17 protein-coding genes are annotated in these 17,571 nt (G+C 69.9%); 4 read left to right on the forward strand and 13 right to left on the reverse strand.

The genetic code is table 11. The annotated features are described in order from the left end of the window. Nucleotides 1-48: 48 nt before the first annotated feature. Nucleotides 49-1,869, reverse strand: a complete 1,821-nt coding sequence (ggt, locus tag J7I98_RS24550; protein WP_214925499.1) for a gamma-glutamyltransferase — start codon at nt 1,867-1,869, stop codon at nt 49-51. A 103-nt stretch (nt 1,870-1,972) separates the two neighbouring features. On the opposite strand from ggt, the gene J7I98_RS24555 reads away from it, so the two are divergent. Continuing rightward, on the forward strand, nt 1,973-2,722 hold the full coding sequence (locus J7I98_RS24555) for a hypothetical protein (RefSeq protein ID WP_214925501.1): 750 nt from the start codon (nt 1,973-1,975) through the stop codon (nt 2,720-2,722). A 7-nt stretch (nt 2,723-2,729) separates the two neighbouring features. Here J7I98_RS24555 and J7I98_RS24560 read toward each other — a convergent pair whose 3' ends face one another. The 3 genes from J7I98_RS24560 to J7I98_RS24570 are packed head-to-tail and all read right to left on the reverse strand — an operon-like array spanning nt 2,730 to nt 5,276. Continuing rightward, nucleotides 2,730-3,101, reverse strand: coding sequence for a VOC family protein (locus J7I98_RS24560; RefSeq protein ID WP_214925504.1), 372 nt, complete (start codon nt 3,099-3,101; stop codon nt 2,730-2,732). Nucleotides 3,102-3,120: 19 nt separating this feature from the next. Next, nucleotides 3,121-4,515, reverse strand: a complete 1,395-nt coding sequence (locus J7I98_RS24565; RefSeq protein ID WP_251021102.1) for a cytochrome P450 — start codon at nt 4,513-4,515, stop codon at nt 3,121-3,123. Beyond that, nucleotides 4,512-5,276 (reverse strand): alpha/beta fold hydrolase, encoded by a 765-nt coding sequence (locus J7I98_RS24570; RefSeq protein WP_214925507.1) that lies wholly within the window; start codon nt 5,274-5,276, stop codon nt 4,512-4,514. The genes J7I98_RS24565 and J7I98_RS24570 overlap by 4 nt, the downstream gene beginning before the upstream one ends. Nucleotides 5,277-5,484: 208 nt before the next feature. On the opposite strand from J7I98_RS24570, the gene J7I98_RS24575 reads away from it, so the two are divergent. Together J7I98_RS24575 and J7I98_RS24580 are read left to right on the forward strand one after the other, a co-directional pair. After that, nucleotides 5,485-6,648, forward strand: coding sequence for an Ig-like domain-containing protein (locus tag J7I98_RS24575; protein ID WP_251021103.1), 1,164 nt, complete (start codon nt 5,485-5,487; stop codon nt 6,646-6,648). Nucleotides 6,649-6,777: 129 nt separating this feature from the next. Next, nucleotides 6,778-8,376, forward strand: coding sequence for a CocE/NonD family hydrolase (locus tag J7I98_RS24580; protein ID WP_214925521.1), 1,599 nt, complete (start codon nt 6,778-6,780; stop codon nt 8,374-8,376). A 258-nt stretch (nt 8,377-8,634) separates the two neighbouring features. Here J7I98_RS24580 and J7I98_RS24585 read toward each other — a convergent pair whose 3' ends face one another. The 7 genes from J7I98_RS24585 to J7I98_RS24615 form a co-directional block, all read right to left on the reverse strand. Beyond that, nucleotides 8,635-9,078 (reverse strand): DUF6278 family protein, encoded by a 444-nt coding sequence (locus J7I98_RS24585; RefSeq protein ID WP_214925523.1) that lies wholly within the window; start codon nt 9,076-9,078, stop codon nt 8,635-8,637. Between the two features lie 61 nt (nt 9,079-9,139). Further along, entirely contained in the window at nt 9,140-9,919 is a 780-nt protein-coding gene (locus J7I98_RS24590) for an exodeoxyribonuclease III (protein WP_214925527.1), read from the reverse strand. A 30-nt stretch (nt 9,920-9,949) separates the two neighbouring features. Beyond that, a complete protein-coding gene (locus J7I98_RS24595; RefSeq protein ID WP_214925530.1) occupies nt 9,950-10,582 on the reverse strand; it encodes an MBL fold metallo-hydrolase in 633 nt (210 codons plus the stop codon). A gap of 42 nt (nt 10,583-10,624) precedes the next feature. Continuing rightward, nucleotides 10,625-11,923, reverse strand: a complete 1,299-nt coding sequence (gene pcaC / locus J7I98_RS24600) for a 4-carboxymuconolactone decarboxylase (protein WP_214925534.1) — start codon at nt 11,921-11,923, stop codon at nt 10,625-10,627. A 404-nt stretch (nt 11,924-12,327) separates the two neighbouring features. Beyond that, nucleotides 12,328-12,936, reverse strand: a complete 609-nt coding sequence (locus J7I98_RS24605) for an SDR family oxidoreductase (RefSeq protein ID WP_214925537.1) — start codon at nt 12,934-12,936, stop codon at nt 12,328-12,330. Further along, on the reverse strand, nt 12,933-13,634 hold the full coding sequence (locus J7I98_RS24610; protein ID WP_214925540.1) for a class I SAM-dependent methyltransferase: 702 nt from the start codon (nt 13,632-13,634) through the stop codon (nt 12,933-12,935). Before J7I98_RS24610 ends, J7I98_RS24605 begins: the two co-directional genes overlap by 4 nt. Continuing rightward, nucleotides 13,631-14,161, reverse strand: a complete 531-nt coding sequence (locus J7I98_RS24615) for a hypothetical protein (protein ID WP_214925542.1) — start codon at nt 14,159-14,161, stop codon at nt 13,631-13,633. Before J7I98_RS24615 ends, J7I98_RS24610 begins: the two co-directional genes overlap by 4 nt. A 233-nt stretch (nt 14,162-14,394) precedes the next feature. Between J7I98_RS24615 and J7I98_RS24620 the strand changes: the two genes are divergently transcribed. Beyond that, nucleotides 14,395-15,216: a trans-aconitate 2-methyltransferase gene (locus J7I98_RS24620; RefSeq protein ID WP_214925545.1), complete on the forward strand. Its 822-nt coding sequence runs from the start codon at nt 14,395-14,397 to the stop codon at nt 15,214-15,216. 604 nt (nt 15,217-15,820) lie between these two features. Here J7I98_RS24620 and J7I98_RS24625 read toward each other — a convergent pair. Further along, nucleotides 15,821-16,408: a hypothetical protein gene (locus J7I98_RS24625; RefSeq protein WP_214925547.1), complete on the reverse strand. Its 588-nt coding sequence runs from the start codon at nt 16,406-16,408 to the stop codon at nt 15,821-15,823. After that, nucleotides 16,408-17,556 (reverse strand): ROK family glucokinase, encoded by a 1,149-nt coding sequence (locus J7I98_RS24630; RefSeq protein ID WP_214925549.1) that lies wholly within the window; start codon nt 17,554-17,556, stop codon nt 16,408-16,410. Before J7I98_RS24630 ends, J7I98_RS24625 begins: the two co-directional genes overlap by 1 nt. Nucleotides 17,557-17,571 lie beyond the last annotated feature (15 nt).

The following is a 17,571-nucleotide window of genomic DNA, read 5'->3' on the forward strand; positions in this document are numbered from 1 at the left end:
CGTGAGGCACATGCACCTCACGCCTGAGAAGGAAAAGCCCCGCCAGGGCTACGGCGTGCCCGCCGGTCGCACCACCATCGCCGAGCCGCCGCCCCTGCGTACCTTCTCCGCCGCCGCGACCCACCGCCCGTCCGGCAGCCGCTGCACGCCCGTCGCCGCCCCGATCTCCGGGTTCCTCTTGAAGGCGTGGCCGATCGCTTCGAGTTCCGCCTGCAACGGGCTGTTCCACAGGCCAGGTTCGAGCTCCGTCAGCGCCGCGTTCCGCTGACTCGCCCGCGGCGCCGCGATCGCATCGACCAGCGGCAGCCCCCGGTCGAGGTGACCCGTCAGGGTCTGGAGCACCGTCGTGATGATGGTCGCGCCGCCCGGCGAGCCGAGCGCGAGCAGCGGGCGGCCGTTCTCCAGCACGATCGTCGGGGACATCGAGGACCTCGGGCGCTTCCCGGGACCGGGAAGGTTCGGGTCGTGGACCGCCGGGGCGGCCGGCGCGAAGGAGAAGTCCGTCAGCTCGTTGTTGAGGATGAAGCCCCGGCCCGGCACCGTGATGCCGCTGCCACCGGTTGACTCGATCGTCAGCGTGTACGCCACGACGTTGCCCCACTTGTCGGCCGCCGTCAGGTGCGTCGTGTTCTCGCCCTCGTACGTCGTGGGGGCGGCAGGGCCGCCGGTGGAGCACGACGCGGGCTTTCGCGGGTCGCCCGGCGCGAGCGGGGCTTTCAGCACCGCGTCGTCCTTGATGAGGCACTCCCGCGAGTCGGCGAACCGCTGCGACAGCAGGCCCTTCACGGGCACGTCCTCGAAGGCCGGGTCGCCGACCCACCGCCCCCGGTCCGCGAACGCGATCCGGCTCGCCTCGATGTAGCGGTGCAGGTACTCCGCCTCGGACGCGGCCTCGACCGAAAGGTCGCTCCGCTCAAGGATGTTGAGTGCCTCGCCCACGCTCGTACCGCCCGAGGAGGACGGCGCCATGCCGTACACGTCGAGTCCCCGGTAGGAGACCTTCGTCGGGGCCTGGCGCAGTGTGCGGTACTTCCTGAGGTCCTTCGCCGTCAGATCGCCGGATCTCACCACCCTGGTCGCCCCGGGATCCACCGGCGGCTTGCGCACCGTACGGACGATGTCGCGGGCGATGTCGCCGCGGTACATCTCGCCGACGCCGCTGCGGCCCAGTTTCGCGTACGTACGCGCGAGATCGGGGTTCTTGATGGTGGACCCCACCACCGGCAGCTTTCCGCCCGGCAGGAACAGCTCGGCCGTGTCCGGGAAGTCCCTGAACCGTGCCTCGTTGGCCTCGGTCTGCGAGCGGAAGGTGGCGTCGACGGTGAAGCCGTCCCGCGCGAGCTTCTCGGCCGGTTCGAGCAGGGTGCGCAGCGGCTTGCTGCCCCATTCGTCGAGGACCGTGTCCCAGGTGGCCGGGGTGCCGGGCGTGCCGACTCCGCGGCCGCTCGTCATGGCCTGGTCGAACGGGACCGGCTTGCCGTTCTCCAGGAAGAGCGACTCGTCGGCGCTCAGCGGCGCGGTCTCGCGCCCGTCGACCGTGCGTACGGTACGGGCCTTGGCGTCGTAATAGACGAAGTAGCCGCCACCGCCGATGCCCGCCGAGTACGGCTCGGTGACGCCGAGCGCCGCCGCCGTGGCGACCGCCGCGTCGACCGCGTTGCCGCCGCGCTTCAGCACCTCGATCCCGGCGGCCGAGGCGTCGGCGTCGACGCTGGCGACCGCTCCCCCGTAGCCGACGGCGACCGGTGTTTTGACCGGTGGCGGCGGGGATGTCGAGGGGGCGGTGGCGGGCGTGGCGGTGGCGCTTACCGAGACCACTGCTGCCGTAACAGCCCAGAACGACAGAATCCGTACCGTGGAGCGGCGCATCCGTACCTCCAGTCAACACGTGTCCGGGCAGCGTAACTTCACATGCCCCGCCCGTCAGGACCGCCTCGAACACCGGTGCGCCGGGCCGCTACCATGCCGCCCCATGACTGACGACCTACGCAACATCGTGCTGGGCGTGATCGCGGCCGGGATCAGCGCTTCTCTCGGCTGGCTCGCCCGTACGTACCTGTGGCGGCGCAAGCTGCGCCGAAAGCAGGTCTTCCTCGGGCTGCCCACGAACTCCGAGTCGCTGCTCGTGGTGAACCGCGAGCCGGGCGGCAGCGACAGCGCGGTGCACCGTTACGACGTCTTCGCGCTCCTCGAACTCTCGGCCCTCATCAAGGACTGCGGGGCGCACGCCCAGATCCTCTCGCACGACGTCGCGCAGCAGGGCTTCGGCGAGCGCACGGAGTACTGCGTGGGCGGTCCGGGCTCAAATCGCCGGATGACCGCCCACCTGCACTCCCTGCTCCCCGGCGTCCGGATCAATACGGACGCCGAACCGGGCCCCGACCGCGCCGCCTTCCAGATCGGCAGCGAGCGCTACCGGCTCGAGCCGGGCGTCGCGGAGTACGTCCTGCTCGCGCGCCTGACCGTCGGCCAGGACGCCAGACCGGTGTTCCTCTTCTGCGGCCAGCGCGCGATCACCAACCAGGCGGCGACCCGCTATCTGGCCCGTAACCACGAGCGGCTGGCCCGCAAGCACGGCAGCAACGGCTCCTTCTGCCTGCTGCTGAAGGTCGTCAACTCGCAGGCGTACGGGCCGGACGTGGTGGAGGAGATCGCCGACGTGACCCGGGCGGCACAGTCCCCGCTGCCCGCGCCGCGCACTTCGCACCGGGCGACGACATAGGTCCTCCTCAGCCGATGAGGGTCTTCTTGGACCGCACCACGCAGAATTCGTTCCCTTCGGGATCCGCGAGTACGGTCCATGACTCGTCGCCCGTCTGCCCGACGTCGACCCTGCGCGCGCCCAGCGCGATGATGCGCTCGATCTCGGTGTCCCGGTCGTCCGGATCGGACGTCAGGTCGAGGTGAAGCCGGTTCTTGACCTTCTTCTCATCGGTCACCGGCATGAAGCAGATGCCCACCGGCGCGTTCTCGTCGGTGCCGATGACGACTTCCCGCTCACGCTCGGAGAGGATCCGCCAGTCCAGGACCTCGGCCCAGAAACGGGCGAGGCCAGGCAGGTCGTGGGTGTCGATGACGATGTGGTGCAGTGACAGCGGCATGAAGGCCAGTGTGCCCAACTCATGTTCCTGCGCGCAGCGGCAGGGACTTGATGCCGTTGATGAAGTTGGACACGAGGCGACGCGGCAGGGCCTCGAGCGTCAGTTCGGGGAGCAGGCGCAGTGCCTCCTCGTGGAGAACACGCAGCTGGAGCCGGGCGAAGTGTGCGCCCAGGCAGACGTGTGGGCCGTCGCCGAAGGACACATGCGGGTTCGGGGAGCGGGACAGGTCGAGCCGGTGCGGGGCGTCGAAGATCCGCTCGTCGTGGTTGGCGGAGGCGTGGAATACGACGACCTTGTCGCCCGCACGCACCCGCTGACCGGCCAGTTCGGTGTCCCGGGCGGCGGTGCGGCGGAAGGTGAGGACGGGCGGGTGCGTGCGCAGCAGCTCCTCGACCGCCAGGGGCACGGGCACCTCGCCGGCGCGCAGCCTGCGTTGCTGGTCCGGGTGCTCGGCCAGCGCGAGGAAGCCGCCGGGGGCGGCGCTGCGCACGGTGTCGTTGCCTGCCACGGTCAGCAGGAAGAAGAACATCTCCAGCTCGGCATCACGGAGTTCGGAGACGGCAAGTGAGGTCATGATGTCGTCGGCCGGCTGGCGTCGCTTGTACGCCGCGAGCTGCTGCGCGTAATCGAACATCTCCTGGAGCATGGCGGGCGAGCGCGGATTGACCGGCTTGCCCTCCGGCCCGAGGACCGGCGGCTCCTCGGGATCCTGGTAGGCGATGACGCGTTCGGTCCACTTGAGCAGCAGCCCGCGGTCGCTCTCCGGTACGCCCAGCAGATCGGCGAGGTTGAGCAGGGCGTAGTCGTCGGTGACGGTGGTGACCAGGTCGAAGACTGGGCCGCTCTTCCGGGCCGCGCCGAGCAGCGACCGTGCCCGCGCCCGCGCGGACGCCTCGAAGCGGTCGATACGGCCCGGGGTGAAGGCCCTGCTGACCAGCCGCCGCAGCCGGCCGTGGCCAGTGGGGTCTCCCCTGCTCGAACCAAGTTGAGAGCTTGGAGTGGGGTCTCCCCTGCTCGAACCAAGTTGAGAGCTTGGAGTGGGGTCTCCCCTGCTCGAACCAAGTTGAGAGCTTGGAGTGGGGTCTCCCCTGCTCGAACGAAGTTGAGAGCTTGGGGAAGGGTCCTGGTTCAGCATCATGCGCCGGATGAACGGCAGGTCGGCCGGGTCGGGGTCGCGGATCTGGGTGGCGCCGATCTCGGACGAGAAGGTGCGGGAGTCCTTGAGTACGGCGACGACGTCGCGGTGGCGCGTGACCGCCCAGAAGCCGGGTCCCGGCGGCCAGCCCAGCACCTCGTACTCCTCCTGCCAGGCCACCGGGAACCTGTCGCGCAGCACCCGGTAGGCCTCGTGCGGGAGCCCGGCGCCGTACAGCCGGGGGTCGAACACATCCGGAATACGAGCCATTCCGCTCATGCGCGCAGGAAGTCCTCGACCGTACGGATGAGCTGGAGCGGGGTCTCGTCCATCGCGTAATGACCGGCGCCCGGGAGCTCGGCCACCTCACCGCGGCGGAACCAGGCCAGCCAGGTCTGCCGCATCAGCTCAGTGCTGAGCGCCGGATCCAGCGCCCCGGCCACCGCCAGCGCCGGCACGTCGGAACCCTCGATCTCGGCGTGGAAGTCCTCGCCCGCCCAGGATTCGAACCAGGCGCGGAAGGCCTTGGGGTCGCTCTGCTCGACCGACTGGCGCACCATGCGGTCGAGCCAGGCGGCCGGGCGGTTCCCGCCGGTCGTGGAGTCGAAGATGATGCGCCGGTTCTCGTGCCGGTCGGCCGCTTCGGCGAACAGCTCCCATTGTTCCGGCGGCATCGGCAGCCCGCTCGCGGGCACCGGCGATACGCCGACGAGCCGCCGGACGCGCTGCGGGGCGGCGGCCACTACGCGCTGGGCGACGGATCCTCCCATGGAGTGCCCGATGAGCGAGAAGGTGTCCCAGCCGAGCCGGTCGGCGAGCGCGAGCACGTCCGCCGCGCCCTCGCTGGTCGTGTACTGCCCCGGCGTCTCCTTCGCCGCGCCGTAGCCGCGCAGGTCGACGACGGCGTAGGTGAAGGCGCGCGTGTCGAGGTCCGGCAGCACGGCGGCGTAGGCGCTGCGGTCGGCGAGCCAGCCGTGCACGGCGACGACCCGGTGGGGTCCCTCCCCGAGCAGCGTGTGCGGAAGTGCGTTGGGGGCCATGGCGTCTCCGATCGGGAGGTACGACGGTCGGCCATTACGTTGGCCCAGGCTGCCGCGCACGGCAAGACCGCGCGGGGGGGCGCTATGTGGGAACGGCGTGCGGTCCTTGTCACAGCCGGATTCGGCGAAATCATGCGGAATTCACGCAACCCGGCCTCCCGGAATCGGCTCTGTCCCGGTGACAGACATCGCACCGGAGGTTTTTCAGTTGAGCCGCATACGCACCCGCACCCTGCTGGTCGGCACCGCGACGCTCGCCGCCGCGCTCACCGCCTGCTCCGGCGGCGGGACCGGCAAGGCCGACGCGGCCGACACGTCCGGGAAGAGCACCGAGATCTCGGTGAACCTCCGGGGGAAGCAGGCCAAGGCGGGCGAGCCGGTGAAGGTGACCCTCGCCGACGGCCGGCTGAAGCAGGTCACGGTCACCGACACCGAGGGCGGGAAGCTCGACGGCAAGGTGTCGGCGGACGGAAAGTCCTGGACGTCCGGCCGCAACGCGGCCCCCGGCACGGGCTACACCGTCCGGGCCACGGCCGAGGGCGGTGGCAGCGCCGAGGCGGACTTCGCCACGGCGGCCGCCGACAGGGTCAACAAGCTCACGCTGGCGCCCGGCAAGAACACCACGGTCGGCATCGCCCATCCGCTGTCGATCGTCTTCGACAGCCCGGTCGAGAACAAGGCCTACGTCGAGAAGCACCTCAAGGTCAGCACCTCCGACAACACCGAGGGCTCCTGGGGCTGGATGCAGGACTACTCGGGCAAGGACCGCGTCGACTGGCGCCCCAAGGAGTACTGGAAGCCGGGCACGAAGGTCTCCCTGAAGGCCGACCTCAACGGCATCGACTCGGGCGACGGCGGCTGGTTCGTACGCGACTACGCCACGAACCTCACCATCGGCAAGAAGCAGGTCGTCAAGGTCGATCTCGACAACCACCGGCTCAAGCTGATGCGCGACGGGCAGCTGGTCAAGGACGTCCCGATGTCGGCGGGCACCCCCGGCGGCGACAAGGCGTCCTGGCGCGGCACCGCCGTCCTGATGTCCAAGGAGGGCACGATCAACATGCGCTCCGAGACCGTGGGCCTCGGCGACGCGTACGACAAGATGGTCGACTACTCGATGCGGCTCACCTGGTCCGGGATGTACGCGCACGCCGCGCCCTGGAATGCCGCCTACTTCGGCAACACCAACCACAGCTCCGGCTGTGTCGGCATGAGCGACGGCGACGCCTCGGCCGTATACGGCGCGGTCCAGGTCGGCGACCCCTTCGAGATCACGGGGAACGACGCCAAGGGCACGGTTGCCCTCAACAACGGCTACGGCGACTGGAACATCTCCTGGGCGGACTGGCAGGCGAAGAGTGCCCTGCGCTGAGACCCTGCTGACGTCTCGTCCAACAATCGTTACCCGCACGTAACTTACCGAAGAGTTACCAGAGGTAAGTGACGCAGGTTACCGTCGGGTCACTTTGCACTTGAAGAAGCAACGAGTGAGGAGTGACCCGTGAGACACCCCCACAAGTCCCTGCGTCGCAGCACCACGGCAGGCGCCGCCACCGCCGTGCTGCTCGCAGGGACGGCCACCGGCCTGGCTCCCACCGCCCACGCCTCCACCCCTGCGTCCGCCTCTGCCGCCACGACCTCGGGCGTACGGTTCGTCGACATCGTCGGCGACGGAGGCACCGTACTCAAAGCCAATGTCTTCACCCCGGCAGGCGCCGACGGCAAGCACACCTATCCCGTGATCGTGCTGCCGACCAGCTGGGCCATGCCGCAGATCGAATACGTCGCCCAGGCCAAGAAGCTCGCCGACTCCGGCTATGTGGTCGTCAGTTACAACTCGCGCGGCTTCTGGCAGTCCGGCGGCGAGATCGAGGTGGCGGGCCCCCGGGACATCGCCGACGCCTCCAAGGTCATCGACTGGGCGCTCGCCAACACCCCCGCCGATCCGCAGAAGGTGGGCATGGCGGGCGTCTCGTACGGCGCCGGGATCAGCCTGCTGGCCGCCGGACACGACAAGCGGATCAAGGCGGTTGTCGCGATGAGCGGCTGGGCCGACCTCATCGAATCGATCTACAGCGGCCGCACCCAGCACCTCCAGGCCGCCGGGCTGCTGAGCGGCGCCGGCTATCTGACCGGCCGCCCCGGCCCCGAACTCCAGCAGACCATGAAGGACTTCCTCGGCTCCAACCTGGCCAAGGAGCAGGAGATGATCGAGTGGGGGAAGAAGCGCTCCCCCGCCACCTACCTCGATCGGATCAACAGCAACGGCGCGGCGATCATGCTGGGCAACGCCTGGGGCGACACCATCTTCCCGCCCAACCAGTACGCGAAGTTCTACGAGAAGCTGTCCGGCCCCAAGCGCCTGGAGTTCCGTCCCGGCGACCACGCCACCGCGGAGGCCACCGGCCTGCTGGGGCTCCCCAACGACGTCTGGACCAACACCCGGCGCTGGTTCGACCACCATCTGGCCGGCGCCGACAACGGCATCGACCGCGAGCAGCCGGTCCAGATCAAGTCCCGCTCCACCGACGCGTACGAGAGCTACCCCGACTGGAAGTCGGTCGGCGCGGACAAGCGGAAAATCGACCTGGGCGTCGGCAAGCAGATCCGGACGAACGTCGACTCCGGCGCCAACGGCGGGATCGTGATGCTGTCCAGCACCCTCGACCAGTTCCTCAGACTGCCCCCGATGGCGTCCATCCCGCTGCTGCCGCGCTCGTACGCCGCCGTGTGGCAGTCCGAGCGGTACGGCTCCACGCAGCGCGTGCGCGGCACGGCCGAGCTGCACACCACGGTGTCGAGCACCAAGGAGAGCGGCACCCTCGTCGCATACCTCTACGACGTGGGCCCGCTCGGCCTCGGCAAGCTGGTCAGCAATGCGCCGTACACCTTCCACGGCCGGACGCCCGGCAAGCCGTTCCCCGTAGACCTGGAGCTGTTCTCCACCGCCTACGACGTACCGGCCGGCCACCGACTGGCTCTGGTGGTCGACACCGTCGACCCGCTTTACATCGAACACAACCCGTCCGGCGCGCAGCTGACCTTCTCGTCGCCCGAGTCCGACCCGTCATACGTGTCGGTCCCATTGCGCGACAAGTGATCTCCGGCTGCTGCCGGGCAGGCATGTGCCCTTTTGAACCAACGCACGCCCGGCAGCCGCCAGATCACCAGCACTACGGGGATGAACGGCAAATCGTAGTCGAGATTGGACGCTGCCCGGTCAACGGATCGACGGCCATACGCTGCTCTACCCACTCTCAGCTGTGTCAAGGTCAGCGCAAACTATCCATCCCGACAAGGGACTTCGCACCCGACACGCCTAAATGGGACATAAGGCGCACTAAAGAGTTCCGGGCGGTCAGTGCTCGGAGGCCTCTGCATACATCTGGGAGAGCTCGGGCGCGCCGTTGACCGCCCAGTCCAGGCCGGCTTCCACCACATTGATCTCGCGGCCCGAGGCCAGCCGGACCACCGGCTGGCCGCTCGGCCACAGATGCCAGCCCGCCCCGGGGACCGTGCGCACAATGACGGAACCGAGGTAGAGGCCCGCGTCATTGCCCAGCCAGGGCAGCTCCTCGGGGTCGTCGCGCCAGCGCGGCATCAGCTGGTCGAGCGCCTCCAACGAGGCCGGGGAGTCGTCGAGTTCGAGACCGGCATCCCCCGCCCGGACACGCAGCAGCTCGCACTCGGCGAGAAGCTCCGCCAGCCCCTCGGCGTCGCCGTCCTCGCCGGCCGCGAACACCGCCGTGCCGTGCTCCATGTCGCGGCGCTTACGCCAGTTGTCCAGAAAGGGGATGTTCATACCGCTCAGCCTCGCATTCCTATCGCCATGTGCACCACAGGCGCGCGGAGATCCATCGGCGTCAGAGGTCGAGGTCGACGACCACCGGTGCGTGGTCGGACGCGCCCTTGCCCTTGCGCTCCTCTCGGTCCACGTAGCTGTCCTTGATGGCTGCGGTGAAGGGGGTGTTGCCGTAGACGAGGTCGATGCGCATGCCCCTGTTCTTGGGGAAACACAGCTGGCGGTAGTCCCAGTAGGTGTACGGGTGTTCGTACTTGAGCGGGCGCGGCTTCACGTCGGAGAGACCGGCCTCCTGCAGCGCGCCGAGCGCCGCCCGCTCGGCCGGGGTGACATGCGTGGAGCCCTCGAAGACCGCGGGGTCCCAGACGTCCTCGTCGGCCGGGGCGATGTTGAAGTCGCCGAGGACGGCGAACGGTCGCTGCCCCACCGCGTCGTTGGCCACGGCCTTGTGGAGCGCTTCGAGCCAGCGCAGCTTGTACGCATAGTGCTCGTGCGCGACCTCGCGGCCGTTCGGCACGTACACCGACCAGAGGCGGAGCGGGCCGCAGTCGGCGGAGATGGCCCGAGGCTCCTGGACGCCCCCGTAGTCGGGCCCGCCGGGCAGGCCCATGGCGGCGTTTTCCAGGCCGATCTTGGAGATCAGAGCCACGCCGCTCCACCGGCCCGAGGCGTTGATCGCGGACTCGTAACCGAGTTCGCGCAGCTCGTCGGCGGGGAAACCCTCGGCGGTGGTCTTGGTCTCCTGGATGCACAGCACGTCGGTGCCGGTGCTCTCCAGCCAGGCCAGCAGCCGGGGCAGCCGGGCGGTGATCGAGTTGACGTTCCAGGTGGCGATGCGCATGTGGCACAGCCTAGTCGCGGGGTCCGACAGTCACAGTTCGGTCGAGTCGCCCGGCGTCAGGCGGCTGTGCTCCGCGCCGCCGAGCGCGCCGATCTGGCGGTCGTAGATCGGCCTGGCGAGGTCGGTGAGCAGCGCGTCGTGGATGTCGATGGCGCGCTGCGGCTTGACCTCGCGTACGTAGTCGATGACTTCCGAGATCTTGGACCAGGGGGCCATCACAGGGAGCATCAGCGTCTCGACGGGCTGCCCGGGGACGGTGAGCGCGTCGCCGGGGTGGAAGAGCGAACCGTCCACCACGTAACCGACGTTGGTGATGCGCGGGATGTCGGGGTGGATGACGGCGTGCAACTCGCCGTGCACCTGTACGTCGAAACCGGCGGCCGAGAAGGTGTCGCCGTGGCCGACGGTGTGGACGCGCCCCGGAAAGGCGGTCGAGAGCCGGCCGGCGACGCTGCGCAGGGTCCAGATCTCGGCTGCGGGGTTGTTCTCCATGCCGGCCCGCAGCCGGTACTCGTCGAAGTGGTCGGGGTGCTCGTGGGTCACGAGGATGGCGTCGGCGCCGATCGCTGCGTCGTCCTCGCTGAAGCCGCCCGGGTCGATGACGAGTGTCCGGCCGTCCTTCTTCAGGCTGATGCAGGCGTGGGACTTCTTGGTCAGCTTCATGGCGTGATCCTCCTCCTGGCCATCCTGCCCCGGGGCGTCCTGTTACGCCTGCGGCGTGGTCTCCTCCTGGATGACGGCCTGGGCCACCTTGAACGCCGAGTTCGCCGCCGGGACGCCGCAGTACACAGCGGTCTGGATCAGCACTTCCTTGATCTCGGCGGGCGTCAGACCGTTGCGCAGGGCGGCGCGGGTGTGGAACGCCAGCTCGTCCAGGTGACCGCCCGCGACCAGCGCGGTGAGGGTGACGCAGCTGCGCGTGCGCCGGTCTAGGCCTTCCCGGGTCCAGACCTCGCCCCACGCGTAGCGGGTGATCAGCTCCTGGAAGTCGCTGGTGAAGGCGTCGGCGGAGCCGAGGGCGCGGTCCACATGGGCGTCGCCCAGGACCTCGCGGCGGACCTTCAGGCCCGCGTCGTACGGATCGGGGCGGCCGCCCTGCCCCGGCACGGCGACGGGCTGCGCGGCCGGGCTGATCTCGGCGACCGGGGTGGTGGGTGCGGAGATCGCGGGCTTCACGGGCGCCGCGGGGATCGCCTGCACACCCGTGGTCGACCCCGGTACGGGCTGCCAGGCGGTGGAGAAGTGGCGTACGAGCAGGTCCGTCACGGCCGCGGGCTGCTCGACGGGAGCCAGGTGGGAGGCGCCGGGGACCAGGGCAAGGCGGGCGTCCGGGATGCCGGCGACCAGGGTGCGGGCCTCGGCGGGCCCGGTGACCTGGTCCTCGGAGCCGACCAGGACGAGGGTCGGGACGCCGACGCGGCGCAGGTCGACACGTACGTCGAAGGCGGCCAGCGCCTCGCAGGCGGCGATGTAGCAGCCGGGGTCGGTGGTGCGGACCATCTGGACGGCCCACTCCACGATCGCGGGCTGGGAGGCGGCGAAGCCCTGGGTGAACCAGCGGGCGGGCGCGGTGGCCGCCATCGGCTCCAGGCCGTTGGTCCGTACGATCACGCCGCGCTGGCGGAACTCGTCGGCGGTGCCGAACCGGGGCGAGGCGGCGACAAGACCGAGCGAGGCGAGCCGTTCCGGGTGGCGCAGCGCCAGCTCCATGCCGATCGCGCCGCCGATGGAGCAGCCCGCGTAACCGAAGCGCTGTACGCCAAGGCTGTCGAGGGTCGCCAGCAGACGCTCGGCGAGCTCGGTCATCGAGGAGGCCGGGTGCGCGGGGGCGCCGCCGTGGCCGGGCAGATCGAAGCGGAATACGCGCCAGTGGCGGGTCAGCTCGGGTATCTGCCGGTCCCACATGTGCCATGTGGTACCAAGCGAGGGACCCAAGATCAGGACAGGAGCGTCTTCTGGCCCGTCAAAGCGGTATTGCAGGGTGTTCTTCGGTGTCTCGCTCACCCGTCCGACCCTCTCATCTGTCACGACAGCCCCTATGACCGGGGGTCTGGTTCTGTGCTCCTGACCAGGTGGAAGACTTCCCGGGCCGCCGCACGGCTCCCCCACTTCCTCGCCCACTTCAGCAGATCGCGGTATCCCGCCCCGGTCGCCGGGAACTCGCCGGTGCCAAGCACTGGCCCCGTCACAGACAGCACCGCAGCCACATGGGCATCCCGGTGCGTGTCCACTCCCAAAACCACCTCCCCCACAGGGCGACGACGGGTCTGCGGAGCAGGCGGCGTACTGGACATGGTCGATCTGGACATGCCCGTTCCCCTTTCCGGCCCGTCGGCGCGTCGCGTTGCCGGTACTGGGCCGTGTCGGGCGGTCAGAATCGTGAGGACGCCACAACAATCGGCAGGCCCCTATCGGGACACGCCCCGCCGGCCCAGCACCGACAACGCACCATCCCCGGAGCTCCGCTCACCGTCGGCGGCCGTGGTCGCGGACTGTGCGATGGGACCGAGGGCGACGGCTCGCACCGCGAGGTGTTCGCCGAACTCCAGGGTGAAGGACCGGGCCAGGCATTCGGTCCCGGCCTTGGCCGCGTCGTAGCCGACGAGGTAGCGGTGGGCGCGGGTCGCGCCGATGGAGCTGAGCAGTACGGCGGCCGCGGGCACCCCCGCCTGACGGGAGGCCAGGGCGAAGGCACGCAGCGCGGAGTAGGTGGCGGTGAGGTTGTCGGCGACTGTACGGGTGAAGTCCTCGACCGGGGTGTCGGTGATCCGGTTGAGGCCGGGGACGTGGCCCGCGGTGTGGTAGAGCTCGGCGCGGTCCGCTCCGTGCAGCTGGTCGGCGAGGAGGTCGGCGAAGTCCTGGCTGGTGATGTCGGCGAGGGTCACGGGGTGGGCCGGGGCCGGTTCGCCGGGGTGGGTGTCGACGGCCAGGAGAGTGCCGGGGAGCTGGGCGAGGTGGCGGGTGAGGGCGGTGCCGACCATGCCGCTGGCGCCGGTGATGACGCGTACGCAGGTCACGGTGTGGTCCGGTGCAGGGTGGCCGCGTACCAGGCGGGGCCGAAGCGGCGGACCTCGGCGACGCGCAGACCGGCCTGCCCGGCGGTCTTCTCCAGGGTGTCGGGGTCGAGCCATACCCAGTCGAACCAGTCGCCGGTTTGCTCGCCGTGGCGCAGGCGCAGGCGGATGTCTCCGGGGATCGGCCGTCGCTGGTGGCCTGGTCGACCCATGTGCGGTGCTGGTCTGCGGTGGCGGTCCAGTCGACGCTGGAGACGATGAGCTGACCGCCGAGGGCCAGCCACGAGGCGAGCCGGCCGAGGAAGGCCGGGACCGCCCCCAGGGTTCCGGCGATGCCGGGACCGCCACCGAGGGCGATGACTGTGTCCACCGGCTGCGGCGGGGGTGTAGGTGTGCGCGTCCGCGACGTCCGCACAGGTCCCGGCCTCGCGTGCCCGGGTGACGGCCGCTTCGCAGGTGTCGATGCCGTGGGCGCCGATCCCGCGTGCGGCCAGGTGCTTCAGGTGGCGGCCGGTGCAGCAGCCAATATCCTCGGCGGTGCCGGGCCCGGCCCAGTCGAGGGCGGCGAGGTCGCCGGGGGGACGGGCCTCGTACTGGTGAAGCCACCAGCCGAGATCGGTAGTGCTGGTGTGGCCGTCGTCGACGAGCAGCGGGCCCGTGCCGGGATGGGCGAGGGCATCGCCGAAGATGTCGGGGCTCACAGGTGTACTCCTGGTGTGCGGGTGATCCAGTGGGCGGGCACGTGCAGTTCACCGGTGGCGATGTCACCGCTGCCGGTGCAGGTCAGCAGCCGGGCCGGGGGGCCGAGCGCGGTGAAGACACGGAACTGTGCGAGGTTGGCGGGCTTCACGGCGACGGTGGCGCTCTCGTCGGTGCCGGTGGTGCAGCAGACGCCCATCACCGCCAGGGGGACGGCGTCGTGGCCGGTCAGCGCTCCCCGCCGACGACCGGAGCGGGGGCCCGCAGCCGTACGGAGAGCGCCGTGGGTGAGCGTGCCGAGCGCGTTCTCGATCAGGTCGGGGAGTTCGGGCAGATCGGTCAGGAACCGGACGTCGCCGTGGTGGTCGCTGGCCAGGCGCTGGTGGCGGGCGCGGGCTTCGCCAGCCGGGTAGGTGCGGTAGCTGAATTCACACCGGACGACCCGGGATCGCGGTTGGTGGGCGTCGCTCAGGGGGCGGCTGTCGGCCGCGCCGTGGCGGGTGGTTGCCTCAGCTGGCGGATTCTCCACGGGGAGCGGGCAGGCCCACCTGTCGGCGGACCTGGGCGAGGAGCGTGCCGGCCTGCTGCTCGTCGTGCGGCTCGAGGTGGAGCAGGGCGAAGAGGATCTGCTCGCTGGTGTTCCAGTTGCCGCCGAGGCATGAAGTCTCTTGACCTCAAGATATATTCAGCGGCAAGCTTGGGCATGGTCGGGCTGGAACTCCGTTCCGCTTCGGCGCACCGTTCCTGCAAGGGGGCTCGAACATGCATTCCGCATCAACCTGGGATCCGCACCAGTACCTGCGCCACGCCGGCCATCGCACCCGTCCTTTCCTCGACCTGCTCGCCCGGATATCAGAACTGCCCAATGGCGACCGTCCGGCCCGTATCGCCGACATCGGCTGCGGCCCGGGCAATGTCACCACACTGCTCGCCGAGCGCTGGCCCACCGCCCATATCACCGGCTTCGACCTCTCGCCCGAGATGCTCGCACTGGCCGAGAAGGAGTACGCGGGCACCACGGCCGGCGGTGGCTGGCTGGATTTCAGGTCCGCCGACGCTGCGCACTGGATGCCCGACGAGCCGTACGACCTGATCGTCTCCAACGCCGCATTACAGTGGGTGCCCAACCATCCCGCGTCCCTCCCCCTGTGGATCGAGGGCCTTACCCCCGGCGGCACCCTCGCCTTCCAGGTTCCCGCCAATTTCACCTCCCCCAGCCATGCCCTCCTCGGCGAACTCTGTGAAACCCCGCAGTGGCGCAGCCGCCTCGGAGATCACGGGCGGCGGTACGTCCACATCCTGGAGCCGGACGATTACCTTGCCCGCCTCGTCGGCATCGGCTGTGAGACGGATACCTGGGATACGACGTACTACCAACTACTCACCGGGGAGGACCCGGTGCTCGACTGGGTGAAGGGCACGGCGCTGCGCCCTGTCCTCACCGAACTCGCGGACGACTCCGCGGCCGTGCACGAATTCCTGGCCCAGTACCGCGACCTGCTCCGTAGGGCATATCCGCCGGGTCCGCACGGCACCGTGTTTCCATTCCGCCGGGTTTTCGCCGTCGCACGGAAGGGGTCGTAATGCTCACGGCACCGCCCTCGTCGTCGGTGTTGCCGTGGTGACACTGCTCCACCTCGTTATGCGAGGGCGCTAACCCACATGCCGCTCAACTTCGATGGCACGCGCTCAAGGTCCGCGCCATACCTATGAGGCTCCTGCGTCACCGCTGAACGCTAGCCCTGTGCCCCGCTCCGCGCGGCGGCGCTACAGCGACGCGCGCCTCGCAGTCCGGAACAGCGAACCGGAGCAGAGCAAACCTCATCGACCACTGCTCAACCGGGCCCATCCCCGAACGCAGAGACCCCCGCCGGAACGAGTCGGCAGGGGTCCACAACAGTCACAGCGGTCACATACGTGTCACCAACAGGGTCGACGCAGCTACGCCACAAGGACCTGACCAGGCCAAACGCTCCCGACCTGGACCACGTGGACACCAGAAGACGGTTCGGCCTACCTGTGCCAGGTCGTACCCAGCGAGGGGCCCAGGATCAGGACGGGGGCGTCCTCAGGACCGTCGAAACGGTACTGCAGGGGCTGCGGGGGCTTCGTGTCAGTCTCTTGGCTCACTCGCTCCAGATTAGCGAGGGGGTGAGCCGCCGTCCTCAAGGGGGGCGTCGCCAGAGGGTCAGGGGGTGGCGGTGGAGACGACGTAGACGAAGGGACGGGCCGGGTCGGTGCGGTCGACGGTGATGTCGACGGTGGGCTGCGGAGCCTTCTGCCTGACCGTGGTTCCTGCCCAGTCGCGGCTGCGGTCGAAGGTCCAGCCGGCGATCTCGGCGTCCCGTTTGCCGATGGTGATGCGGTCGTCCTTGAGGGCGGCGCGGTTGATCCCGAGGTCATTCAGGAACCAGTCGAAGTCCGCCGGTATCGTGCGGAATTGGACGTAGAAGCGGCTGGTCTTCCAGTTGTTCGTCTCGTAGAACGCGACGTCCTTGCCCGCGTTCGGGATCGGCACGTCGTAGATACGGCGATGCATCCGGGACGGGAAGCCCTCGGTGAGACCGGTGGCGGAGGCCACCTTCGCCTTGTCGCGGCCACTGTCGCGGCTCTGCTCGGCGGAGATCAGCAGATAGCCCGCCGGAATGCCGATGAGCAGCACGATGGTGATCGCCGTCAGCCAGCGGCGGGCGATCATGTGGCGGCGGTTCTCGGCGGGTCCGGGGTTGCCGCCCTCGTCGGGGGACGCGGACTGGCGGGGCACGTGCGGGGTCATTACTGGGGTCCCTGGGTGGTGGTGCGGATGGCCTGGGCGTAGCGCTCGTACCGTTCGTAGCGCTCCACGCGGCGGCGGTTGGCGCGGCGGAAGCGGCGCGCGACGAGGCGGGCGAGGTCGGCGGCGCCGACCATGCCGGCCTCGGGGCCGAGCTGGGCCTTGGCGATACGCGCCTCGGGGCGGTATCCCCGGCCGGTGAGGTGGCGCTTGAAGGCGTCGCGGGCCGGGCCGATGAGGAGGTCGTCGGCGGCGCTGACGCCACCGCCGATGACGAAGCAGGAGGGGTCGAGCGCGGCGGCGAGGTTGGCGATGCCGACGCCGAGCCACTGGCCGATGTCCTGGAGCAGCTCGACGCACATCGCGTCGCCCTCGCGGGCGAGCTCGGTGATCAGTGGTCCGGTGATCTCGTGGATGTTGCCGCCGACGCGCTCGATGAGGCTGTACGCGACCGGGGAGTCGGCGGCGGCGAGCTCGCGGGCCTCGCGGACGAGCGCGTTGCCGGAGCTGTACTGCTCCCAGCAGCCGCGGTTTCCGCACGGGCAGCGGTGGCCGCCGGGCACGACCTGCATATGGCCGAATTCGCCGGCGACGCCGTACTTGCCGCGCTTGACCTGGCCGTCTTCGAGGATCGCGCCGCCGATGCCGGTGCCCAGCGTGATCATGACGAGGTGGTCCTCGCCGCGGCCCGCACCGAAGCGCCACTCCGCCCAGGCGGCGGTGTTGGCGTCGTTGTCGACCAGGACGGGGACGGCGAGACGTGCCGAGATGGCGTCGCGGAGGGGTTCGTTGCGCCAGGCCAGGTGGGGGGCGAAGAGCACCGTGGAGCGGTCGGCGTCGACCCAGCCCGCGGCGCCGATGCCCACCGCGTGGACGTCGTGGCGGTCGGAGAGGTCCAGGACCAGCTCGACGATGGTGTCCTCGACGACCTTGGCGCTCTTGGACTTGTCCGGCGTCTCGGTGCGGACCTTCTCCAGGATGACGCCGTCGGCGTCGACGACACCGGCCATCACCTTCGTACCGCCGATGTCGATCCCGACGGTCGGCACCCGGGGCGCGCTGAGGTGCGAGCGCCGCTCACGGGTCCCGACGGTGCGCAGGACAGTGGCGCGGGCGGAGCCGCGGTGCGCGAAGTCTCGGTACGTGCTCATGTCCCCTGCGGGGTC

The organism is Streptomyces sp. ISL-98 (assembly GCF_018614055.1).
Taxonomy (GTDB): Bacteria; Actinomycetota; Actinomycetes; order Streptomycetales; family Streptomycetaceae; genus Streptomyces; species Streptomyces spiramyceticus.